This is a genomic window from Pseudomonas sp. TMW22090, from assembly GCF_022496665.1.
Classification (GTDB): domain Bacteria; phylum Pseudomonadota; class Gammaproteobacteria; order Pseudomonadales; family Pseudomonadaceae; genus Aquipseudomonas; species Aquipseudomonas gregormendelii.
Genome location: NZ_SCFH01000001.1, coordinates 20544 through 42379, shown reverse-complemented (window position 1 = coordinate 42379; position 21836 = coordinate 20544). Strand labels below are relative to the sequence as shown.

The 21836-nt window shown below is 60.3% G+C and carries 20 protein-coding genes; 11 read left to right on the top strand and 9 right to left on the bottom strand.

Features of this window, described 5'->3' with window-relative positions; genetic code table 11:
* Nucleotides 1–92: 92 nt before the first annotated feature.
* From EQV97_RS00210 to EQV97_RS00200, 3 genes are all read right to left on the bottom strand, one after another.
* Entirely contained in the window at nucleotides 93–1346 is a 1254-nt protein-coding gene (locus tag EQV97_RS00210; protein ID WP_240888063.1) for an OprD family porin, read from the bottom strand.
* 87 nt (nucleotides 1347–1433) lie between these two features.
* Nucleotides 1434–2738 carry a citrate:proton symporter gene (locus tag EQV97_RS00205; RefSeq protein ID WP_122838508.1) on the bottom strand — a complete coding sequence of 435 codons (1305 nt, stop codon included), beginning with the start codon at nucleotides 2736–2738 and terminating at the stop codon, nucleotides 1434–1436.
* A gap of 90 nt (nucleotides 2739–2828) precedes the next feature.
* Entirely contained in the window at nucleotides 2829–3911 is a 1083-nt protein-coding gene (locus EQV97_RS00200; protein WP_122838507.1) for a 4-oxalomesaconate tautomerase, read from the bottom strand.
* Nucleotides 3912–4079: 168 nt separating this feature from the next.
* Between EQV97_RS00200 and EQV97_RS00195 the strand changes: the two genes are divergently transcribed.
* Nucleotides 4080–4970 (top strand): LysR family transcriptional regulator, encoded by an 891-nt coding sequence (locus EQV97_RS00195; protein ID WP_122838506.1) that lies wholly within the window; start codon nucleotides 4080–4082, stop codon nucleotides 4968–4970.
* 71 nt (nucleotides 4971–5041) lie between these two features.
* Here the strand turns inward: EQV97_RS00195 and EQV97_RS00190 are convergent, their stop codons facing one another.
* On the bottom strand, nucleotides 5042–6532 hold the full coding sequence (locus EQV97_RS00190; protein ID WP_240888062.1) for an aldehyde dehydrogenase family protein: 1491 nt from the start codon (nucleotides 6530–6532) through the stop codon (nucleotides 5042–5044).
* Nucleotides 6533–6579: 47 nt separating this feature from the next.
* Nucleotides 6580–6969 (bottom strand): c-type cytochrome, encoded by a 390-nt coding sequence (locus tag EQV97_RS00185; RefSeq protein ID WP_122838504.1) that lies wholly within the window; start codon nucleotides 6967–6969, stop codon nucleotides 6580–6582.
* Nucleotides 6970–7247: 278 nt separating this feature from the next.
* Here EQV97_RS00185 and EQV97_RS00180 point away from each other — a divergent pair, with 278 nt between their 5' ends.
* Entirely contained in the window at nucleotides 7248–8570 is a 1323-nt protein-coding gene (locus EQV97_RS00180; RefSeq protein WP_240888061.1) for an alginate export family protein, read from the top strand.
* 115 nt (nucleotides 8571–8685) lie between these two features.
* Here EQV97_RS00180 and feaR read toward each other — a convergent pair whose 3' ends face one another.
* Nucleotides 8686–9606: a transcriptional regulator FeaR gene (gene feaR / locus EQV97_RS00175; RefSeq protein WP_122838502.1), complete on the bottom strand. Its 921-nt coding sequence runs from the start codon at nucleotides 9604–9606 to the stop codon at nucleotides 8686–8688.
* Here feaR and EQV97_RS00170 point away from each other — a divergent pair.
* Genes EQV97_RS00170 through EQV97_RS00145 form a run of 6 tightly spaced genes read left to right on the top strand, consistent with a single transcriptional unit; the run spans nucleotide 9581 to nucleotide 13425 of the window.
* Complete coding sequence (locus EQV97_RS00170; RefSeq protein ID WP_240888060.1) at nucleotides 9581–9949, top strand: hypothetical protein; 369 nt, start codon at nucleotides 9581–9583, stop codon at nucleotides 9947–9949. The two genes, feaR and EQV97_RS00170, sit on opposite strands and share 26 nt — an antisense overlap.
* A gap of 25 nt (nucleotides 9950–9974) precedes the next feature.
* Nucleotides 9975–11123, top strand: a complete 1149-nt coding sequence (locus tag EQV97_RS00165) for an amine dehydrogenase large subunit (protein WP_122838501.1) — start codon at nucleotides 9975–9977, stop codon at nucleotides 11121–11123.
* 12 nt (nucleotides 11124–11135) lie between these two features.
* Nucleotides 11136–11675, top strand: coding sequence for a MauE/DoxX family redox-associated membrane protein (locus EQV97_RS00160; protein ID WP_122838500.1), 540 nt, complete (start codon nucleotides 11136–11138; stop codon nucleotides 11673–11675).
* A gap of 3 nt (nucleotides 11676–11678) precedes the next feature.
* The gene (gene mauD / locus EQV97_RS00155; RefSeq protein WP_122838499.1) at nucleotides 11679–12305 is read left to right on the top strand and encodes a methylamine dehydrogenase accessory protein MauD; all 627 of its coding nucleotides are present in this window, start codon (nucleotides 11679–11681) and stop codon (nucleotides 12303–12305) included.
* A gap of 18 nt (nucleotides 12306–12323) precedes the next feature.
* Complete coding sequence (locus EQV97_RS00150) at nucleotides 12324–12845, top strand: methylamine dehydrogenase light chain (RefSeq protein WP_122838498.1); 522 nt, start codon at nucleotides 12324–12326, stop codon at nucleotides 12843–12845.
* Nucleotides 12846–12903: 58 nt separating this feature from the next.
* Nucleotides 12904–13425 (top strand): cytochrome C, encoded by a 522-nt coding sequence (locus tag EQV97_RS00145; RefSeq protein WP_122838497.1) that lies wholly within the window; start codon nucleotides 12904–12906, stop codon nucleotides 13423–13425.
* Nucleotide 13426: 1 nt separating this feature from the next.
* Here EQV97_RS00145 and EQV97_RS00140 read toward each other — a convergent pair whose 3' ends face one another.
* Both EQV97_RS00140 and EQV97_RS00135 read right to left on the bottom strand, forming a co-directional pair.
* Entirely contained in the window at nucleotides 13427–14080 is a 654-nt protein-coding gene (locus tag EQV97_RS00140) for a peroxiredoxin (protein WP_045059024.1), read from the bottom strand.
* A gap of 243 nt (nucleotides 14081–14323) precedes the next feature.
* Entirely contained in the window at nucleotides 14324–14653 is a 330-nt protein-coding gene (locus EQV97_RS00135) for a hypothetical protein (RefSeq protein WP_122838496.1), read from the bottom strand.
* A 182-nt stretch (nucleotides 14654–14835) separates the two neighbouring features.
* On the opposite strand from EQV97_RS00135, the gene potE reads away from it, so the two are divergent.
* From potE to EQV97_RS00120, 3 genes are all read left to right on the top strand, one after another.
* Nucleotides 14836–16245: a putrescine-ornithine antiporter gene (gene potE, locus EQV97_RS00130; protein ID WP_122838495.1), complete on the top strand. Its 1410-nt coding sequence runs from the start codon at nucleotides 14836–14838 to the stop codon at nucleotides 16243–16245.
* Complete coding sequence (locus EQV97_RS00125) at nucleotides 16242–18527, top strand: Orn/Lys/Arg decarboxylase N-terminal domain-containing protein (protein WP_240888059.1); 2286 nt, start codon at nucleotides 16242–16244, stop codon at nucleotides 18525–18527. The genes potE and EQV97_RS00125 overlap by 4 nt, the downstream gene beginning before the upstream one ends.
* A gap of 228 nt (nucleotides 18528–18755) precedes the next feature.
* Entirely contained in the window at nucleotides 18756–19148 is a 393-nt protein-coding gene (locus EQV97_RS00120) for a hypothetical protein (RefSeq protein ID WP_122838643.1), read from the top strand.
* 60 nt (nucleotides 19149–19208) lie between these two features.
* Here the strand turns inward: EQV97_RS00120 and ligD are convergent, their stop codons facing one another.
* On the bottom strand, nucleotides 19209–21836 hold the full coding sequence (gene ligD / locus EQV97_RS00115; RefSeq protein ID WP_240888058.1) for a DNA ligase D: 2628 nt from the start codon (nucleotides 21834–21836) through the stop codon (nucleotides 19209–19211).

Below are 21836 nucleotides of genomic sequence, written 5' to 3'. Positions count from 1 at the left end.
GACTGACTCAAATTCCTTGCCATGCCCTGGCCTGGCCTGGCCTGTGGGAGCAAAGCTTGCTCGCGATAACTCCCACCGATTAATCGCCACCTCTACCAAACCGCAACATCGTAGGTGACATAGACCCGATTACTGTCCCGCCCCCGCGCATAATCCGAGCGATACACATAGTTGCGCAACCTGATCCCCAAACCCTTGAATGCGCCGTCCTGCAGCACATACGCCAACTCGGCATCCCGCTCCCACTCATGCAACCGCGCGTCCCCGGATTTGCCATTGTCGCCACTCAGATAGCGCGTGGAAAACGTCAGGCCCGGCACGCCGGCCCGGGCGAAGTCGTAGGCGTAGCTGAGCATCCAGGTCTTCTCGTCTTCTTCGATAAACTTGCCGATCCCGACATTGCTGAACGAATAGACGGTCGCGCCGCTGATGTAGGGCAACCCTGCGTCGCCACTGAGTACCTGATACCCGCCGCCGAAACTGTGCCCTGTCAACGAGTAGGTCAACTGGCCGCTGAGCATATCGTTATCGATGACGCCACCCCGCCCCGTTCCGGCGTCCACGCTGTGGAAGTAGCGCAGGTCGCTGGTCAGCACGCCAGCACCCAGGGTCAGATCATGCTGGACTGCCGCGAACTGCTGACGATAGAAGTCCTGCAGTTCGCCGTAGAAGTACCCCAGGCGAATGTTCTTGCCCAGCTTGTAGTCGCCACCTGCATAGGAAAAATCCGAACCCTTGCCAGTAAAGCCATCGGGAATAATCGAGCGACTGTCCGACGAATCCCTGAGCTTGAACTGATCCAGATGACCGGCAGTGAGTGTCAGGTTGGCGATGTCGTTACTGGTGAACTGGGTGCCTTGATACGTCTGTGGCAACAGGCGCGCATCGTTGTAGATCAACACCGGTGTCCTGGGCAACAAAGAACCCTGCTTGACCACGGTTTTCGCCAGCCGGACCTTGCCCGCCACCCCCAGGCTTGCGAACTCATCCGCCGCACGTACGTCGTCGTGTACCGGCAGCAGACCCGTGCCGCTACGACCTTTGCCGGAGTCCAGTTTAACGCCGACGAGGCCCAGCGCATCCACGCCAAAGCCCAGCGTGCCCTGGGTAAAGCCGGACTGGTAATCGAGCAGGAAACCCTGCGCCCATTCAGTACGCTCGCTCTTGGCAGTCTGCGCCGCCCGGGCGCTCAGGCCGTTTTCATCACGGAAATTTTCGTTGAAGTACACGTTGCGTAATTGCAGCTTCAATTTGCTGTCTTCGATCAATCCCGCCGCCCAGGCACTGGCCGAAGGCACAGCGTTCAAGAGAACAGCAACGGCCCCGCAGGTCAGGAATTTGCTCATGTTCAATACTCATTATTGTTATTGGCCGATGCACTGATCCGCGCGCCCTTTTCCGGGCACGGGAGCAGTTTTCAGGGGGAAAGGCGATCAGACGAACAGGGTCAGTGCACCGGTCAACAGCGCCAACGCTGTGACAACCAGGGAAGTCAGCACCGCCCACTTGAAGGCGGCTTTCTGGAAGTCACCGATGTCGCGGTCGATCATGCCCATTAACAGCAAAGTGGATGCCACCAGCGGACTCATCAGATGCACCGGCTGGCCGAGGATCGATGCCCGGGCTATTTCCAGGGGGCTGATACCGTAAGCAGCTGCGGCGTTGGCGAGGATCGGAACCACGCCAAAGTAATAGGCGTCATTAGACAGGACGAAGGTCAAGGGCATGCTGGTAATGGCCACGACCAGCGGGAACAGATGCCCCCATGCCGGCGGAATCCAATCCACCAGGGTCTGCGCCAAGGCGTCGACCATCTTGGTGCCGGAGAAGATCCCGGCGAAAATCCCGGCCGCAAACACCAACAGCACTACAGTCATGGCGTTGCCGGAATGGGCGAGGATGCGTTCTTTCTGGATGTCCAGTTGCGGGTAATTGATCATCAGGGCAAGTACAAAGCCGATCAGAAACAGAATCGCCGAGTGCATCACGCCCATCACCAGCGCCGCCATCACCACGATGACCAGCAGCAGGTTGACGTAAGCCAGCTTCGGTCGTTTGTGCGGCGTATCGCCGAGGATCGCCTCGATATAGCAATTACCGCCACCGCTGCTCAGGTGCACATTACCGATACGCTTGCGTTCGGAACGGCCCAGCAGGAAAGCGGTAAACACCACCCACGCCGCACCACCCACCATAGTCGGCAGCAACGGAATGAAGTACTCCCCTGCATCCAGGCCCAGTGCCGCGATGGCTCGTGTGGCCGGGCCGCCCCAAGGGCTCATGCCACTCATGATGCTCAGCGACAACATGGCCACGATCCCGAGGATCATCGGATTCATGCCGATGCGCTTGTACAGCGGCAACATGGCAGCGCAGGTGATCATGTAGGTGGTCGTGCCGTCACCATCCAGTGCCACGGTCAACGAGAGCAACGCCGTACCCACGGCGATCTTCATCGGGTCGCCATTGACCCGCTTGAGGATCTTGCGGATCAGCGGGTCGAACAATCCGGAGTCGATCATCAGGCCGAAAAACAGGATCGCGAACAACAACAGCGCAGCGGAGGGAGCGACCATTTTCAGGCCGTCGAGCATCATTTTCCCTGTGGTTCCGCCGAAACCACCAATCACTGCAAAGACAATCGGTACAACCGTCAAGGCGACGATGGGTGACAGGCGTTTGGTCATGATCAGGAAGGTGAACACGACCACCATGGCCAAGCCGAGTAAGGCGAGCATAGGGCAATTCTCTTGTTGTTATAGGTGATAAGGCCGACGGCAAGGCAGGCAACCTGAGCCTACCAGACGACGCAGCCTGCGATCAGGGATCTAGCCCGCGAGTCGCTGTGAAACCGGTGCATACACAAAGCCGGAAAACAGGCGTCGGGCAGTACGCACGACAGAGGCGCGGATGGTTTCACCGTTCTCGCCGGTGTACGACAAGACCACGTCGATACCGCCGCCGGGGTGTTCGATCCGCACGTGTTGCAAGCGCGCGGTGGCGGTATCGCCGAGCATTTGGGCAACGATACTGCCTTGACTGACACAAGCGGTCGCCAGGCCAATGGAACCCGTGATGGCCAGCGAGCGATGACAGCTGTGCGGCATGAAGTAACGCACCTGCAGGGTGCCGCCGGCCTTGGCCGGCGATACCAGCACCGGCTTGGGAATGACCATGCCCTTCACATCGCCCAGACCCATCGCGGCACCTGCACGCAGGCGCAAGGCCTCCAGGCGACGCAGGAATTTCTTGTCGGCGTCCAGCTCTGCCGGGGTTTCATCGCCGCGCTTGCCCAGGTGGCGTGCCTCGATGAGCACCATCGGCATGGCCATGTCGATGCAGGTCACCGGAATGTCGTCGAACACATCCTGGGTGTTGCCGGTGGGAAAGAGCTTGCCGGTCTTGCACCCAGCCGCGTCGAGGAAGGTCAATTGAACCGGAGCTGCGCTGCCTGGCACTCCATCGATTTCGGTGTCCCCTTCATAGCTGACCTTGCCCTGGGGCGTTTGCACTTCAGAGGTGACGAAGGTCCCGGTATTGAGGTTGCGGATGCGCACGCTGGTCATCGTTTGGCTGGCCTTGACCAGGCCTTGCTCGATAGCGAATGGCCCGACCGCGCAGAGCATGTTCCCGCAGTTGGGGGCCGTGTCCACGCGACGCGAGGACACCATGACCTGCACGAACAGGTAATCCACATCGGCATCGGGGTGCAGCGACGGACTGACAATAGCGACCTTGCTGGTCTGCGGGCTGCCGCCGCCAATGCCGTCAATCTCCAGTTCGTGACCGGAGCCCATCAAGGCGAGCAGCAGTTCGTCACGCTGTTCAATGGACACGGGCAGGTCCCAGGCCAGGAATACGGGGCCCTTTGAGGTACCACCGCGCATCAGTACACAAGGAATTCGTTGCATGGCTACTGACTCTTGTTGATTAATCAGGGCGATTGATGTCTTGCAAACAAGAGTGACAGGGAAGCACTGGTGTTTCCAATGCAAAGATTCGAGCTATTATTGCGTTTGACGAAAGAGTTGAACGAGCGAAAATGGCACTTTTCGCCGAGGTATTTTTAAGGGGAATTTATGGAATATGAGCTTCAAGACATCAGATCATTCGTAAAAATCGCCGAACTTGGCAGCTTTCATGAAGCCGCTGATGCCTTGCACCTGTCTCAACCCGCACTGAGCCGGCGGATCAAGAAGCTGGAAGAGGGTCTGGGGACGGCGTTACTGGATCGCACCACGCGCAAGGTCAGCCTCACCAGCGTCGGGCGTGATTTTCTGCCCAAGGCGCGTCGACTGCTGGATGACTTCGACGACTCGATTCTCAACATCAGGGAGTTGGCCGAACGGCAGATCGGCCGGGTGACGCTCGCCTGCATCCCCACCGCCGCCTTCTACTTCCTGCCTTCGGTGATTCGCCTCTATAACGAACGCTACCCCAAAATCCGCATTCGCCTGCTCGACCTGAGCGCGAACGAAGGCCTGGAAGCGGTACTGCGCGGCGAAGCCGACTTTGGCATCAACATGATGAGCGGCCAGCATCCGGATATCGAGTTCGTGCCGCTGGTGAACGAGCCCTTTGTGCTGGCGTGCCGACGCGACCACGAACTGGCCGAACGCAGTTCAGTCACCTGGTCGGAGCTCAGTGAGTATCGGCTGATCGGCGTGGGCCGCCTCAGCGGCAACCGTATGTTGCTGGATCACGCTCTATCCGGTTTGAGCTGGCGTCCGCAATGGTTCTATGAAGTGCAGCATCTCTCGACTTCATTGGGCCTGGTGGAAGCCGGGCTTGGGGTGTCGGCAATGCCGAGCCTGGCAATGCCAGCGGGCGATCATCCAACGCTGGTCAGCATTCCCCTCATTGAACCTGTGGTGAACCGCTCTTTGGGGCTGGTGTACCGCAGAGGCGCATCACTCTCCCCCGCGGCGGAGAAGTTTGTCTCGATTCTGCTTGAGCAATGGCCGCAGTGACCCCTTCTATACCCGCGCGCCCAGAGCGCAATGCCGACACCTAATGTTTTCGTCGGCAAGCGCAGCCAGGATCAATGCGCAATACACACCGATTTCAACTCGGTATAGGCCTCGATCACCGCGCGTCCGAACTCGCGGCCCATGCCGGATTGCTTGACCCCGCCGAACGGCATTGCCGGGTCGAGCAGTACGTGGGCGTTGACCCACACGGTGCCGGCTTCGATGCGCGGGACCAGGTTCATCGCTTTGCCCAGGTCGTTGGTCCAAAGGCTGGCGGCCAGGCCGTAGCGGTTGTCGTTGGCCAGGGCGATGACGGCGTCTTCATCGTCGAAGGGCATGATGCCCAGCACCGGGCCGAACACTTCTTCCCTGCTCACGGTCATGCCGTGGTTGATATCGGCCAGGATCGTCGGCTGCACGTAGAAGCCCTCGCCCTCGAGCAACTCCCCGCCGCACACCACCCGTGCTCCTTCCTGGCGAGCCAGTTCGATGTGCTTGAGCACGCCTTGCTGCTGCTTGCGCGACACCAGCGGGTTGATCGCCGCGTTGCAGTTCATGCCGGCGCCGATCGGCATGGCCGACACCGCTGCCGCGAGGCCTGCAACGAAGCGGTCGTGGACCGAGCGATGCACATAGAAACGTGAGGCGGCGGCGCAGACCTGGCCGTTGTTCAGCAGGCCACCAAGGATCGCGCCCTGAATGGCTTTGTCGATGTCGGCATCGGCGAGCACAATCATCGGGTTCTTGCCTCCCAATTCCAGGGCAAAGCGCGTCATGTTCGCCATGCACGCCACACCCACGCTCTTGCCCACGGCCGTGGACCCGGTAAACGAGACTTTGCTCACCAACGGATGCGCCGTCAGCACGCCGCCCACCGAGACGCCGCCACCGGTTACGACGTTGAACACACCGGCGGGAATACCAGCCTCCAGCGCCAGCTCTGCCAGGCGCATGGCGGTCAACGGGGTTTCCATGGCCGGCTTGATGATCACCGTGCAACCGGTGGCCAGCGCGGGCATCAGCTTCCAGGCGGCGATCAGCAGCGGGAAGTTCCACGGCACGATGCCCACCACGACACCCACCGGCTCGCGCTTGGTGAACGCGGTGAATTTGGCACCCGGTGGCAGCGGGATCGACACGTCGAAAGTCTGCCCTTCGATCTTGGTGGCCCAGCCGGACATGTAGCGCATGAACTCTACGGTCGCGTTCAGATCCAGTGCGCGGGCCATGTTGATCGACTTGCCCTGGCTCAGGGTTTCCAGCTGGGCCAGCTCTTCGGCGTGCGCTTCGACCAGGCGGGTAAAGTTTAGCAGGATGCGCTCGCGATCCGCCGGACGCAGGCCCGACCACACCCCGGATTTGAACGCGGCGTGGGACGACTGCACGGCCTGCTCGACGATTTGCAGCGGCGCATCGAGGGTCTCGCACAGCGTCTGCCCGGTGGCCGGGTTGACCACGGCAATGCTCTGTCCTTCGGCGAACACCCACTGGCCATCGATAAAACAGCCATGCCGGCGCTCAAGGAATGCAGCCACCTGGGGCAGAATTTCAACGTTGCTCATAAGTTGCCTCTTATTCAGACGAATTGTCCGGCGCGTACACCGGCCGATTATTGTTGTTCTTTGAGGTAGCACACGACCGCCTGGCGATCGTCCGCAGAAGCGAGGCCCATGTAGGGCATGTAGGTTCCCGGCACGAACGCCTGGGGCTGAGCGATCAATTGCTCGATGTTCCCGGCTTGCCAGTCGATGTCTTTACTGCGCATGGCCTGGGAATAGTTGAAACCTTCCAGGGAACCGGATTTGCGTCCGATCACGCCTGCGAGGTTGGGGCCCATCATCCCTGTCAGGCCCTTGGTCACCGAATGGCAGACCGCGCATTCATTGGCGAACACCTGGGCGCCGTGGCCCTGGTCCGGCGCGCAGTCTGCGGCCAGCGCGGTGCTGGCCAAGGTGTATGAAAGCAGACCGACAAGTAGCCATCGCAGCGAGCTGAACATAGGAAAAGCACCTTGATATCCGCGTGCTCGCAATTGCCGAGCACCCACACTGAAAATACCGATGCGGGTGCACCGGGAGGTTGGAACGGATTGTCGATGGTCGCTGGCCTGGAGGATTTGCCCTGCGTGCCAGTCGTATTGGCGGGGCTGCCAAACCGGGTTTTCTGGCATGCACAGCCAACTCTTTGGCAACCACACAAAAGGCCTCGGATAGTCGCCGCCGTAGTATCGAAAAAGACCGCAACCCTGCGTTCAAGAACAAGAACGGATGCCACACGATGCCCAAGTCCCCCTTGCTTCGCCTTTCGACGCTCGCGCTGCTGATCAGCACAGGCAATGCCGGCGCCCATGAGCTGTATGCCGATGACGACACCCATCTGAACGCGACCCTGGAAGCGGTCTTTGGCATATTCCACAGCCAGGAAAACTATGCGCTGTCCGGCCGCCTTGGTCAGGGCTCCTCATCGTGGCGCGAGGGCTATATCAAATATGGCCTGAGCTTCGACCAAGGCCTGGCCGGCGCAGGCACCGCTTATGGAGCGGCAAACCTGCTCAGTTCCGGCACCTGGGGTGACGGCGATGCCGCCGGCTTCAGTGATGGTTCCGAGCGCACCACCAAGTTCGAAGACGCCTACCTCGGCTGGCGCTCGGGCAAGGTGTTCGAAGTGCTGGGAGAGGATGGTGTCGACCTGTCGTTCGGCCGGCAGAACATCGTGGTAGGCGATGGTTTCCTGATCAATGGCGACGCCCTGAACATCGGCAAGGGCCTGGCCGACGGAGAGTTTAACCGCGGGGGCGCCTACTGGCTGGCCGCACGCAAAGCTTTCGATCAGACCGCCGTATTGCGCCTGGGTGGCAAGGAAGGTTGGCGCAGCGATCTGATGTGGCTGAAATCGAACAACCGCGCGCAAGCGAAAACCGAGATGTACGTCGGCACCCTCGAGCACGTCAGTGAGGCTGGCACTGTGGGCCTGACCTACATCGACTCCACCGATGTCGACGAGCAATACGCGTCACCCCTGCAACTCGAGCGTGACGGCATGAAAACTTACAGCCTGCGCGCTCAAGGTAATGCCGGAGTACCCAACCTGTTCCTCTCCGGGGAATACGCCAAACAGGACAAACCTCACACCGCCAGCGAAGATGCCTGGTACCTGGAAGCGGGCTGGACCTTCGCCGACGCGCCCTGGACCCCGAACGTCAGCTACCGCTACAGCCGTTTCTCGGAGGGTTACGACACGCTGTTCTATGGTTTCAGTCGTGGTTTTGGCACCTGGTTCCAGGGGGAAGTGGCCGGTAACTATGCGGGTCCATTCAATAGCAATTCACGAATCCAGAACGTGACGCTGAAAGTCGCGCCTCTGGATAACCTGAGTGTTGGTGCGATGTATTTCAACTACGACACCATCGACCGTAACCTCGGCAATACCGACGGCCATGAAATCGACCTGTATGCCGAATGGCACGTCAACGACCACCTGACGGTGATGCCGTTGGTGGGGCTGTATCAGCCGGACAAGAGCGCTGAGCAAGGTGGTACGCAGTTAGGGAGCAATGACAGGAATCTGTATAGCCAGGTGGTGTTTGCGATGGGCTTCTGACCTGAACGAACACAAAAGCCTGCGATCTTTTGACCCTGAAAGATCAAAAGATCGCAGCCTGCGGCCGCCCCTACAGGGGATGGGTGTCGTTCCTACCGCTTGAGTCGCCGCGCGCTCAAGCCTGGCTATATCGCTTGCGGTAAGCCCCCGGGGATACGCCGAAACGCGCCTTGAACGCCGAGGAAAAGTAGCTGGAATCCGAGAACCCCCAGGCGTAGCACAGCGCCGAAAGTTTCTGTTCGCCATGGCTTTCACGCAGGTTTTGCGCGCAGAAATCCAGCCGGCGGTGCTTGATGTATTGCGCCACTACCAAGCCGCGCTTGGAGAACATCCGGTACAACCCACGCACCGAAATTCCCACGTCTTGAGCGATCGTCTCCGGGCACAGCTCTTCGGTGCTGATGTGCTCGTCGATGTAGGCGATGATCTTGCGAAACTGCCGCTCATGGGCATCGCCGCCACTGTCGCGGGCGCTGATACCCGGCAACAACAAGCTGGCCAGCGCATCCAGGACCGCCTCGCTTTCCTGCATGTCCAGGCCTTCCTGCTGGCGGGTTTCCAGCACCAGCCTATTGGCCATTGCCGCCAGTGGCGTGCCCGCCGCGATGCGCGTGGCGCAGCTCAGACCACTGAAGTGCGAGCCCCGCTCCACCACCTGGCGCGGCAGGATCAATGACAATTGCCGGGAGTCTTCATGGTAGGTCATGTCACTGGGGCGGCAAGCGTCGATCAGGGCGATATCGCCCAGGCCCAGGCGGGTACGGTTGTCGCCCTGCTCCAGCTGCGAACTGCCGCGCATCTGGAACACGGCGTAATAATGCCCGTCACTGCTAACGCTAACGTCCTTGCTGGTGCGATACAGGTGCACGTGTGCCATGTCGACGACACTGAGGTTGATGGCGCCACTGCGAAACTCCGCCAGCTCGCCATAAAAATCGCTGTCCAGCACCCGCGCGTCAAATCGCCCGCAGGCCTGGTTGACCTGGCTCAACCATTGTTCGAACGCCCCATTGCGAACCGTCGAAGAACTCATCATCACTGCAAAGCCTCACGTGTTTTTTTTATTTTTCGACCGCTTCGTCGAGCGGTTCGGCGAATGTTCGCAACTGGCCGCCCCCTTCCCTTGCCTGTCACAGGCTCGCCATTCTTCAGGCTCCAGCGTCGGCGTGCCAGCATTGTTTAGGGGTCAAGCGCGACTACCAGACGAGTGGAAACGCCAGCAATCACCGCTGCCCGAGGGATTTTTACGTGTTCTGCCGGCATTTGCCAATCAATGGCACAGACACACAACCACTTGGCAGCCACAGCAATTCTCCGCATTGCCCGGCAAGGCAGAATCGAACTGCAAAAATCTGCGTCTGCACCCGCGATTCGCGTGAACAATAATTCAGGGAGTTGCCCCTAATGCGAGCCACCAGGATCACCGTACAGTCAGCGCTGAGTCTGAGCCTGCTAGTACTCGGTTTGAACAATGCCAGCGCGGACCTGCCCGCTGACACGATCGGCCAGACCGTTCTGGCCTTTCCACCGGAAGCCCACCGCACGTTCATCGTCGATGTCGAATTCGAAAGTTTCGTGACGGGCCGCGTCACCGTGGTCGACCCCGACAAAAAACGCATCCTCGGCATGGTGCCCACCGGCTTCGCCGCGCCCTCGACGCTCAGCCACGACCAGAAGACCCTCTACAGCGCCGACATCTTCTACTCCCGCGGCACCCGTGGTACCCGCACCGATGTGCTGACCGCCTGGGACAGCTCGACCCTGTCGCCGGCCTGGGAATTGCTGATACCGACCAAACGCGCCGAGTCGCTGACCCAGCGCTACGGCCTGAAAACCAGTGCCGATGATCGCTTTGTCTACGTCTACAACTTCACCCCGTCGACCTCCGTGACGGTGGTCGATACCCAGGCCAAGGCCGTCACTTCGGAGATCGCCATCCCCGGGTGCGTGCTCAACTATCCGGTCGGCAATCGTCGTTTCGCCTCACTGTGCGGCGATGGCAGCCTGCAGGTCGTCACCCTGAATGATCAGGGCGTGGAAACCGCCCGCAGCCGCACGCCATTCTTCGACCCCAACGCAGAAAAGCTCGTGGAACGCGCCGTGAATGTAGGCGATACCTACTACTTCACCACGACCACCGGCACCATACGCCCGGTGGATTTCGCCGCCGATGCGCCAAAAATCCTGCCGGCCTGGTCGCTCAGCAGCGACGAAGAAAAGAAAGCCGGCTGGGCCCCCGGTGGCTGGCAGCTGATGGCGGTGGCACCAAAATTGAACCGCTTGTATGTGCTGATGCACGACGCCCACGAACCGATGAAGTGGGAAGACCCGAGCCCGCTGATCTGGGCCTTTGATCTGAAAACCCAAAAGAAAGTCGCGACCCTGGAAGCGCCGGTGCCCGTGTGGAGCATGCAGGCCACCGGCGACGAGAACCCGCTGTTGCTCGGCACCGACGTGGAAGGCGGCTTGCAGATTTTCGACCTCAAGACCAACAAGCTCACCGGCAGCATGGCCAAAGTCGCGAAAACCGCGACACAGGTCATGAGCTACTGACGAGGCCCGACCATGCACATTGATCCGATTTTCATTATCGCCAGCGCCCTGGCCATCGCCGTGCTGCTGGCCAGCGCCGCGACCCACAAGTTGCGCGCGCCGGCACGGTTTGCCAAACAACTGGCGGACTATCAGTTGCTGCCTGAGGCCCTGGTGCGACCCGGTGCACGGGTAATGCCGCTGCTGGAACTGACGATTGCCTTCGCGCTGCTGGTTCCCGTCAGTCGCTCATGGGCAGCGCTGACCGCCGCTGGCCTGATCACTCTGTACGCCGCCGCCATCGGCATCAACCTGCGGCGTGGCCGGCGGGACATCGACTGCGGCTGTGCCGGGCCTGACCAGGCGCAGCCGTTGCGCCCGATCCTGCTGCTGCGCAACAGCGTGCTGATCGCCCTGGCGTTACTTGCAAGCGTGGTGCCGCTGGCCCGTGACCTGAATCTATTCGACGGCTTTGTGACCATCGCCGCCAGCGCCGTGGCGCTGCTGATTTACGCCGCAGCCGATGGCTTGCTGGCGAACTCCCCTCTTCTGCTCAAACTGATTGGTAGGTGATCAATGGACGGCTTAATCGTTTCCAACGCGTTGCTCTGGATTTTGCTGCTGGCCCTGGCGTTCGCCGTAATGGGCCTGGTGCGTCAAATTGGCGTGCTGCACGGGCGCATCGCACCGGCTGGCGCACTGATGGTCGATAAAGGCGTGGCCGTGAACGAGCCCGCGCCGCAAGTGACCGCATCCGACCGCAAGGGTCGCCCGGTGAACTTCGGCTACGCCGGCGAAAAATCCCAGCTGCTGTTCTTCCTGTCGCCGACCTGCCCGATCTGCAAGTCGCTGCTGCCGGCAATCAAGTCGATTGCCCGGGAACAGGCCGATCGCCTCGACGTGGTGTTCATCAGCGATGGCGACATGGACGCTCAGCAAGCGCTGATCCGCGAACACAAGCTCGACGACGTGACCTACGTAGTCGGCCCGGAAGTGGGCATGACCTACCAGATCGGCAAGCTGCCCTACGCCGCTTTGATCGACAAGGCTGGCACTCTCCGCGCCAAGGGCCTGGTCAATTCCCGAGAGCACCTGGACAGCCTGTTCGAAGTCGAGCACCTGAAAAGCGCAACGCTGCAGGAATACCTGAACAGCCAGCCGCACCCCCATGCGCATGACCACAGCCATGGCCATAGCCACTGATTAGGCAGGGAGACTGTTATGAAATTGCTGGATCTGTTGTTTGAGCGTTCATCCCGTCGAGTCGCCGATACGACCTCGCGACGCAAACTGCTGGCGCGAATGGGCTCGCTGATGGTCGCCGGTGCCGCACTGCCCCTGCTGCTGCCGCTGGATCGCACCAGCAAGGCGCTGGCCGCCGATAACCCGAAAGCCGGAGACCCCGGTGACCCGAACAGCTGCGACTACTGGCGCTACTGCTCCATCGACGGTTTCCTGTGCAGCTGCTGCGGCGGCTCGGTAACCTCCTGCCCGCCGGGCACCGAAGCCTCGCAGGTGACCTGGATCGGCACCTGCCGCAACCCGGCCGACAACAAGGACTACATCATTTCGTACAACGATTGCTGCGGCAAACAAAGCTGCGCGCAATGTGCCTGCACTCGTAACGACAGTGAAGAGCCGGCCTACCGCCCGTTCAACAACAACGACGTGAACTGGTGCCTGGCCGCCAAATCGCACATCTACCACTGCACGGTTTCGATCATCCGCGGCGTCGCTGTCTAGTGCACACAAGCCGTTGGTTGCTCAGGTAATCGACGGCTTTTTCGCAGAGGTGTTGTTAATGCACAGGTTGCTCATCTTCGGTCTGGTCTGCGCCATGACCGCCCCGCTCGTTCATGCGCGGGCCATCCCCAACCCGGCGCAGCGCCATGCACCGGGTAATGAAGCACCACAAAAACCCATCGCCGACGCGGGCTACAGCGTTGGCGTGAACTACCAGCTGCAATGCGCCGGGTGTCACCTGGGCAATGGCATGGGCTCCCCGGCCAACGACACGCCACGCATGACCGGGTTCGTCGGCAATTTTCTCAAGGTGCCGGGCGGGCGCGAGTTTCTCGTGCGAGTGCCGGGCATGTCACAGTCGGCGCTGAACAACGCGCAGCTGGCCGACTTGCTCAACTGGCTGTTGCGCGAAGATGGCATGGCCGGCACTAGCATGCCGGCCAACTATCAACCGTACAGCACCGAGGAAGTCACCCGGCTGCGGGCAGCCACCATGCTCAATCTTCCCGGCACCCGCGCCGAGCTGATCAAGGCGATGCGGGCACAAGGCATCGCGATTGAAGACGGGATGGGCAACTGAGCTATTTCGGTTGCGCCACTGTGCGCAAATAGGGTTTTACCGTTTTAAAACCGTCCGGGTACTTCTTCTTCGCGTCCTCATCGGAAACCGAAGTCGGGATGATCACGTCCTCGCCCGGGCGCCAGTTCACCGGAGTGGCCACGGTGTGTTTGGCATTGAGCTGGATGGCATCGAGCAGTCGCAGCACTTCATCGAAGTTGCGCCCGGCGCTCATTGGGTAGATCAGCATGGCCTTGATCTTCTTGTCCGGGCCGATGATGAACACCGAGCGCACGGTGGCGTTGTCCACGGCCGTGCGCGCGCCGCCACTGGCATTGGGGTGGATCATGTCGTAGAGCTTGGCCACCACCAGGTTCTCGTCGCCAATCATGGGGTAATTGACCGCGTGGCCCTGGGTTTCCTCGATGTCCTTGGCCCAGCTTTGATGGTTGCCCACCGGGTCAACGCTGAGCCCGACGATCTTGGTGTTGCGCTTGTCGAACTCGGGCTTGAGCCCGGCCATGTAGCCAAGTTCAGTGGTGCACACCGGGGTGAAGTCCTTGGGGTGGGAAAACAGGATGGCCCACTGATCGCCAATCCATTCATGGAAATGCAGCGTGCCCTCGGTGCTCTCGACGGTGAAATCCGGTGCTTCGTCGCCAATACGAATGGTCATGTGCGTTCTCCTCGAGGTGAAGGGTTGGGAAACTGCTGGACGGGTCAGTATAGGAGACGGTTGAGGATAGGGGTCCGGGAATGGAGAACCCGTAGAGTCCGATGTGCTGCACAAATGCCCTGCACTACCCTGACCCTGTAGGAGCTGCCGAGTGAAACGAGGCTGCGATCTTTTGATTTTCCAGGATCAAAAGATCGCAGCCTGCGGCAGCTCCTACGGGGAACCCATGGAATTCCAGAGTGTTTACCGACGTGCCAGCTTGTACCGCACACAATCCTCATAAAAGCCCTGGCGGATTGCCGCCGGCTTGATCCGCGAGGGGCTGTCGTAGGTCTGTTCGGTGATGCCCATGGCCATCATGCGCATCCACGGCTTGGTGAATTTGTAGGTCTGCAGCTTCTGCCGCGCTGCGTACAGCGACACTCCCGCCAGCTTCAACTCCTGGGCTTTAGCGGCCGTCCCCGCGCCCCAGCTGCACATGTAACGATCATTCGTCTTCAGTTCCCTGGCTTCGGCCATCGTCGCCACACTGGCCAGCCCGCACGACATTAACGCGATCATCACACTGCGCATGTAGATTCGATCCTAACAATTTGAAATTAAATTGATTCTGATCAAATCCCGCAGTGTTCGGGGCCAGTAAAATGCCTTACCGCCACATGAGAATAATTCTTGATAAAGGCAAGACATTTCTTGCAACATCCATTTTGTTAGCTATAGCTAATACTCCCAATGTTCTAAAGTGAGGCAACGGAATGTCAGTCGCAAAGAAAATGACGGTAGGGCAACTGACAATGTTGACAGCCGTCAACATGTTGGGGTCCGGCATCATATTGTTGCCAACCAAACTCGCCGAAGTCGGCGGAATTTCTATCCTCTCCTGGCTGATCACAGCCACCGGTTCCCTGGCACTGGCTTACGCCTTCGCGCGCTGTGGGATGCTTAGCCGCAAAACGGGCGGTATGGGCGGCTACGCTGAATACACCTTCGGCAAGGCCGGCAACTACCTGACCAACTACACCTACGGCGTCTCGCTGTTGATTGCCAACGTGGCGATCAGCATTACGGCGGTCGGCTATATACAGACGCTGTTCGACGTCAAACTGGATTCGCTGCAAGTAGGCCTGGCGACCATTGCGTTGCTGTGGATCACCACGTTCGCCAACTTCGGCGGCGCACGGATCACCGGCAAAATCGGTTCGGTCACTGTCTGGGGCGTGATCGCACCTGTGGTACTGGTGTCCACGATCGGCTGGTTCTGGTTCGACAGCAGCGTCTACGCGGCGGGATGGAACCCGCACAACATGGGCTATCTGGAAGCAGCGGGGGCTTCGGTGGCGATCACGTTGTGGGCTTTCCTGGGCCTGGAATCGGCGTGTGCCAACACCGACGCCGTGGAAAACCCGGAGAAAAACGTCCCGATCGCGGTTCTGGGCGGCACGCTTGGGGCGGCGGTGATCTACATCGTCTCGACCAACGTCATCGCCGGCATCGTCGACAACCCGGAACTCGCCTCCTCCACCGCACCTTTCGGGCTGGTGTTTGCCAAGATGTTCACCCCGATGATTGGTGACATCGTGATGGGGACCATGATCCTCGCTTGCATCGGCTCTTTGCTGGGCTGGCAGTTCACCATTGCCCAGGTGTTCAAAAGCTCGGCTGACACCGGCTACTTCCTGCCGATCTTCGCCAAGGCCACCAAGACCGGCACGCCGATCGTGGGCATGTTGATCCTGCTGGCGCTGCAGACAGCGATCGGTCTATTGACCATCAGCCCCGACCTGAGCAAGCAGTTCGACATCCTCGTCAACCTGGCGGTGGTCACCAACCTGGTGCCGTACATCCTGTCCATGGCGGCCTTGATGACGATCCAGAAGGTTTCCAACGTACCCGCAGGCAAGGCACTGGCCACCAACATCATTGCCTGGATTGCCACGGCCTACAGCTATCTGGCGTTGTACAGCTCCGGCGAGCAGGCACTCATGCTCGGCGGCGTTGCGACGATCTTCGGCTACACCCTGTTCAGCTTCGTCAACAACCGCCTCATCGCGCTCGAAGCGCACAACAATAGCGTGCCGACACAGACGGTCAGCGCCCGGCACATTACGGGCGAACCGGTGCCGGTGAATCATTTGAAAGCTGTACCTGTGGAGGTTAGATCATGACGGAATATAAGCACTCACTGGGAATGCTCACGCTGGTCGTGGGCGCTCCCCCGGACAAACGCACCGTCTTCGGTCGTGCCCTGGATCAACTGATCCATGACGTGGAACAACGCTCCATCAGCGTGCTGATGTCGGAAAGCCTGAGCGACGCGACGTCGATCCTGCGTTCGGACTCGGCCATCCAGTGCGTATTGCTCAGCTGGGAGACGGACGAGAGTGAAGGCCATCAGGAATGTATCAAGCTGCTGACCACCCTGCGCGAACGCAACACTCGGGTGCCGGTATTCCTGATCAGCGACCGCAGTACCGCCTCGAGCATTCCGCTGGTGGTGATGCAGCACGCCGATGACTTCATCTGGCTGCCGGAAGACACCAGTCGTTTCCTCAGCGGCCGCATCATGGCGGCCATCGAGCGCTACCGTCAGGCTGCGCTGCCACCGATGTTCGGTGCACTCGTCAAGTTCTCCCGATCCTATGAATACTCGTGGCACACCCCAGGCCATGCCGGTGGCACCGCCTTCCTGAAAAGCACTGCGGGACGCGCATTCTACGAGTTCTTCGGGGAGAACCTGCTGCGCTCCGACCTGTCGATTTCGGTCGGTGAGCTCGGTTCGCTGCTCGATCACAGCGGCCCGATCGGCCAGGGCGAGCGCTACGCCGCCAAAGTCTTCGGTGCCCACCGCACCTATTACGTGACCAACGGCTCCTCGATGTCCAACCGCGTCATTCTGATGGCGAGCGTCACCCGCGATCAGATTGCCCTGTGCGATCGCAATTGCCACAAGTCGGCTGAACACGCGATGACACTGTCGGGGGCCATTCCGACCTACCTGGTGCCGACCCGCAACCGCTACGGCATCATTGGCCCCATCCTCCCGCAGACGTTGAGCGCCGAGGGCGTCAAGGCGGCAATTGCCAACAACCCACTGGTCAAGGAAGGGATCGATCCGACGCCCGTCCACGCCATCGTCACCAACTCTACCTACGATGGCCTGACCTACAACGTCACCCGAGTCGAGAAATTGCTGGGGGAAAGCGTCGATCGTCTGCATTTCGACGAGGCCTGGTACGGCTATGCGCGGTTCAACCCGCTGTACCGCGAACGCTTCGCCATGCATGGCGCCCCGGAGGATCACGACGAATCCCGGCCGACCGTGTTTGCCACCCAATCGACCCACAAACTGCTGGCCGCACTGTCCCAGGCGTCGATGATTCACGTGCGTAACGGCCGTAATCCGATCCCCCATGCACGCTTCAACGAATCGTACATGATGCACGCCTCAACCTCGCCGAACTACGCGATCATGGCCTCATGCGACGTCAGCTCGGCGATGATGGAAGCGCCCAGCGGGCAAATCCTCACCACTGAATCCATCGAAGAAGCGATCAGCTTCCGTCAGGTCATCTCGCGCATGTACCATGAGATGGCGAGCGATGACCAGTGGTTCTTCACCTGCTGGCAGCCTCCGACCGTGCAAGTCGGCGCGGCGGCGGTGCCGTTCCACGAAGTCGACCCGGTACTGCTCAAAAGCGAGCCGAACTGCTGGGTCCTGCACCCGAACGAGGTGTGGCACGGCTTTGGCGACATCGAAGACGGCTACTGCATGCTCGACCCGATCAAGGTGTCGGTGCTGAGCCCGGGCATGGGCGACGATGGCAATTTGCTGGAATCCGGTATTCCCGCATGCGTGCTGACGGCGTACCTCGGTCGCCAGGGCATCGTGGTGGAAAAAACCACTGACTTCACCATCCTGTTCCTGTTCTCCATCGGCATCACCAAAGGCAAATGGGGCACGCTGGTCAACGCCCTGCTCGACTTCAAGCGGGACTACGACGAGAACGTGGAGCTCGAACTGTGCCTGCCGGACTTGTTGGCCGCGAACCAGCAGCGCTATGCCGGCATGGGCCTGAAGAACCTGGCCGACGAGATTTTCGCCGCCATGAAGGAGAACAAGACCACTTCCACCATGGCCCAGGCCTTCGGCATGCTGCCGCAAGCCGAGTTCAGCCCGGTGGAAGCCTACGAGAAGCTGGTGAGGAACGAAGTCGAACTGGTGACCCTGGAAGAAGCTGCCGGCCGCATTGTCGCGACCGGGATCGTGCCTTATCCACCGGGTATTCCACTGCTGATGCCGGGCGAGAACGCAGGACCTGCGGATGGGCCATTGCTGGCATATCTGAAGGCGCTGGAGAACTTCGACAAATCCTTCCCGGGCTTCACCCATGATACGCACGGTATTGAAACCGAGGACGGCGTATCACGGTTGTTGGTGTTGAAGTGAGGTAAGCCTCTGGGGAGCGAGGGGTGTGCTCGGTGTCGTGGTGGGTCAGGCAATGACTGTATTGCCCGACACACCGCTATCGCGGGCGAGCCCCGCTCCCACAGGTTTTGTGGGGTCCCACAAGGGGCCTCGTCGGGGGTGGGATTTGTGCGCGGCATCGTTTCGGTGTGGGGTTGAAGGTAGTTTCGGCAGCCGATTGGGCTGCTATGATTGACCACCATGACCAACATGCCCGCGTTCCGCCAACCCTGCCCTCCCGGCGCCTGCGATTGCGGGCGCGATCCGCTGCTGGAAACCCCGGGCGCAGACGTACGCATCCTGCTGCTGACCCGGGCGGAAGAAAAACGTCTGCTCGAGCGTCTGGAGAACCTGCAGAGCCTTGGTGACCTGGAGCGCTTGCAACGGCGCATGCACGAACAACTGGGTATCCGCGTTGACATTGCGCCAGGCTTCAACGAAGTCCGGACCATGCGCGGCATCGCCATTTCGATCGCCGAACTGCCCGGCTTGTGCCGCAAGACCCGTGCATCGATCCCGGCGGCCATTCGGCGCGGGTTGGAGAAGCATCCTGAAGTGGCTTATGAATTGCTCAATGCCAATGACCTGCTCAGAGATGCCTGAAACGCAGATCAAGGGCAATTCCAGCAAACTCTGAAGCCCGCAATTAACCCCTTGTGGGGCCTATTTTTTCATTCCAACACGACGGCGCATATCGGCGGTGATGGTCTGGCGGGTTTTTTTCAGGTCTGCCCAGGGCTCATGGCCGACCTCGGCAAGGCGTTCATGCACGTTGTGCACATTCCATTGATTACCGCCCTTCAGCTCCTCTACCTCCTCCCTGAAAATCGGCACCGACACCGGCAGCCCTTCACGGGTGCGCACCGCATAGGCGCAGATCGTCGTGGCGCCGAGGCCGTTGCGCAGGTAGTCGATGAATATCCGACCGACGCGGTTTTTCGGTCCGGAGACCGCAGAAAAGCGTTCGGGCAGCAGTTTCGCCATGTGGCTGACAATCGCGTGACTGAATTCTTTCACCTCATCCCAGCCAAGTTTGCGGGTCAGCGGCACCACCACATGAATACCTTTGCCACCACTGGTCTTGAGGAAAGCCTTAAGCCCTAGTTCATCCAGCACCGACAGGGTCAGCTGAGTCGCCTCGACCATGCTTTTCCAAGGCAGCGCCGGGTCGGGGTCGAGGTCGAGGATGAATCGGTCAGGCTTGTCCAGCTTGTCGGACGCGGCATTCCAGGTATGCAGTTCCACCGTGCTCATCTGCACGGCACCGATCAGCGCTTCGGCGTTGTTGATCATCATCACCGGCTGCCCGGTAAGGTCCTTGTCGAGGGTAGTGATGCCCGGGATCGCGAGGCGCTCGGCGTTTTTCTGGAAGAACAGCTCGCCGGCGATGCCATCCGGAGCACGCACCAGGGCGACCGGGCGATCCTTCAGTTCGGGCAGGATGAATTCGGCGACTCGGGCGTAATACTCAGCCAGTTGCATCTTGGTGGTGCCACTGCTGGCATCGATCACCCGGTCCGGATGCGTAATACGTACCTTGCCTGCAGCAAGCCCCGCCTGGGATGGTGCCGGGCTGGCTTGTTCTGCGGCGGCTTTTTTGCCGGCAGGCTTTTTGGCTGAAGGTTTCCTGGTAGCAGATTTCTCGGCAGCAGGCGCCGATGCAGCGCTTTTTTTCACCACGGCTGGGCGCTCCTCAGTGATGTCTTTGGCCGGCTTGTCGTCACGCAAGCCATGGAACACCGCGTGGCGCACAGAGCCGTCCTTGGTCATTTCGGCAAAGGCGATTTCCGCCAGCAATACCGGCTTGAGCCAGTGCACACCCTTGGCATCGAACCCCGAGGGCGGGTTAGCCACCGAGGCTTTCTTCGCCTTCAACGGCAGCAGCTGCGCGTAGATGCTCTTCAGTGTCGTTTCGTTGAACCCGGTGCCCACCTTGCCGGCATAGCGCAATTTGCCGCTGTCGCGATCATGCAAGCCCAACAACAAAGCGCCGAAGGCACTGCGCGAGCCCTTTGGATCGGTGTAACCCACCACCACGAATTCCTGCCGATGCTTGCACTTGAGCTTGATCCAGTCACCACTGCGCCGCGACACATAAGGCGAGCCCAGGCGCTTGCCGATCAGGCCTTCCATCTGCATCTGGCAAGCGCTGGTGAGCAGGGCATCCGGCGCTTCGCCGAATGAGTCGGAAAACCGCAGCAAGGGATCTTCGTGAGTTCTGAGGACCGTCGCCAGTGCCACCCGACGTTCTTCCACCGGCACTTCACGCAGGTCGACGCCGTTGAGGTATGGCATGTCGAAAAGGTAGTAAAGGATGTTGCCACTGCTGCCCTCTTCGAAGGCATTTTGCAGGGCCTGGAAATCTGGAACTCCCTGCTCGTTGGCTACCACCATCTCACCGTCGAGCCAGGCCGACTCGAGGTCGAGGTCGGTCAGCGCCTTGGCTTGCGCCGGCAGTTTGTGTGTCCAGTCATGGCCGTTGCGAGTGAAGAGCTTGACCTGGCCATGGTCGATACGCGCCATGATTCGATAGCCGTCGAACTTGATCTCATAGCTCCATTCGCCATCCGGGGCTTTTTCGACCAAGGTTGCCAGTTCCGGCTTGATCAGCTCCGGGAGCTTGGCCTTGTGAGCGCCGGTCAGCTTGGCCGACTGGCCTTCAGGGGCGACCTTGGATGCGGGCTTTTTGACGGGCTTGGGTTTGGCGGCGGTCTTGGCCTTTTTCGGCAGGATGGTGCGGTCGCTGAGCACGCTGTCGGGCGCGGCGACGACCACGTCGTAATCGCTCTCGGGCTTGGCCGCGCTGTCCTGATGCTTGATCAGGAACCACTGCTCCTGTTTACCCGGCATGTGCGTGCGCACCAGGTTCCACAGCCCGCTGAGCTTCTCGCCCTGCAGTTCGAACTTGAGCTTGCCCTTGGCGTAGGCTTGGGCCGGATCCTCCTGGGGTATCCACACCCCGCGATCCCAGACGATCACATCACCGGCCCCGTAATGCCCCTCGGGAATACTGCCCTCGAAGGTCGCGTAATCGATCGGGTGATCCTCGACATGCACCGCCAGGCGCTTGACCTTGGGATCCAGGGACGGCCCCTTGGGAACCGCCCAGCTCTTCAGGGCTCCGTCGAGCTCCAGGCGGAAATCATAGTGCAGGCGCGAAGCGTCATGCTTCTGGATGCAGAACTGCAAGGCGTGGTCTTTGGCCTTTTGCTTACCTGGTCGTTTCGCCGCCGGCTCGGAAGTCGCGGAAAAGTCGCGCATGCGGTTGTAATCGTCGAGGTTCCGGGTCAT

Excerpts from the sequence above, each read along its gene's own strand:
- EQV97_RS00125 (WP_240888059.1), top strand. The coding sequence starts at position 16,242 with ATGACGGAATATAAGCACTCACTGGGAATGCTCACGCTGGTCGTGGGC.
- feaR (WP_122838502.1), bottom strand. The coding sequence starts at position 9,606 with ATGATGAGTTCTTCGACGGTTCGCAATGGGGCGTTCGAACAATGGTTG.
- EQV97_RS00140 (WP_045059024.1), bottom strand. The coding sequence starts at position 14,080 with ATGACCATTCGTATTGGCGACGAAGCACCGGATTTCACCGTCGAGAGC.
- mauD (WP_122838499.1), top strand. The coding sequence starts at position 11,679 with ATGGACGGCTTAATCGTTTCCAACGCGTTGCTCTGGATTTTGCTGCTG.
- EQV97_RS00165 (WP_122838501.1), top strand. The coding sequence starts at position 9,975 with ATGCGAGCCACCAGGATCACCGTACAGTCAGCGCTGAGTCTGAGCCTG.
- EQV97_RS00210 (WP_240888063.1), bottom strand. The coding sequence starts at position 1,346 with ATGAGCAAATTCCTGACCTGCGGGGCCGTTGCTGTTCTCTTGAACGCT.
- potE (WP_122838495.1), top strand. The coding sequence starts at position 14,836 with ATGTCAGTCGCAAAGAAAATGACGGTAGGGCAACTGACAATGTTGACA.
- EQV97_RS00145 (WP_122838497.1), top strand. The coding sequence starts at position 12,904 with ATGCACAGGTTGCTCATCTTCGGTCTGGTCTGCGCCATGACCGCCCCG.
- EQV97_RS00180 (WP_240888061.1), top strand. The coding sequence starts at position 7,248 with ATGCCCAAGTCCCCCTTGCTTCGCCTTTCGACGCTCGCGCTGCTGATC.
- EQV97_RS00185 (WP_122838504.1), bottom strand. The coding sequence starts at position 6,969 with ATGTTCAGCTCGCTGCGATGGCTACTTGTCGGTCTGCTTTCATACACC.
- ligD (WP_240888058.1), bottom strand. The coding sequence starts at position 21,836 with ATGACCCGGAACCTCGACGATTACAACCGCATGCGCGACTTTTCCGCG.
- EQV97_RS00135 (WP_122838496.1), bottom strand. The coding sequence starts at position 14,653 with ATGCGCAGTGTGATGATCGCGTTAATGTCGTGCGGGCTGGCCAGTGTG.
- EQV97_RS00190 (WP_240888062.1), bottom strand. The coding sequence starts at position 6,532 with ATGAGCAACGTTGAAATTCTGCCCCAGGTGGCTGCATTCCTTGAGCGC.
- EQV97_RS00195 (WP_122838506.1), top strand. The coding sequence starts at position 4,080 with ATGGAATATGAGCTTCAAGACATCAGATCATTCGTAAAAATCGCCGAA.
- EQV97_RS00150 (WP_122838498.1), top strand. The coding sequence starts at position 12,324 with ATGAAATTGCTGGATCTGTTGTTTGAGCGTTCATCCCGTCGAGTCGCC.
- EQV97_RS00200 (WP_122838507.1), bottom strand. The coding sequence starts at position 3,911 with ATGCAACGAATTCCTTGTGTACTGATGCGCGGTGGTACCTCAAAGGGC.
- EQV97_RS00205 (WP_122838508.1), bottom strand. The coding sequence starts at position 2,738 with ATGCTCGCCTTACTCGGCTTGGCCATGGTGGTCGTGTTCACCTTCCTG.
- EQV97_RS00120 (WP_122838643.1), top strand. The coding sequence starts at position 18,756 with ATGCCCGCGTTCCGCCAACCCTGCCCTCCCGGCGCCTGCGATTGCGGG.
- EQV97_RS00160 (WP_122838500.1), top strand. The coding sequence starts at position 11,136 with ATGCACATTGATCCGATTTTCATTATCGCCAGCGCCCTGGCCATCGCC.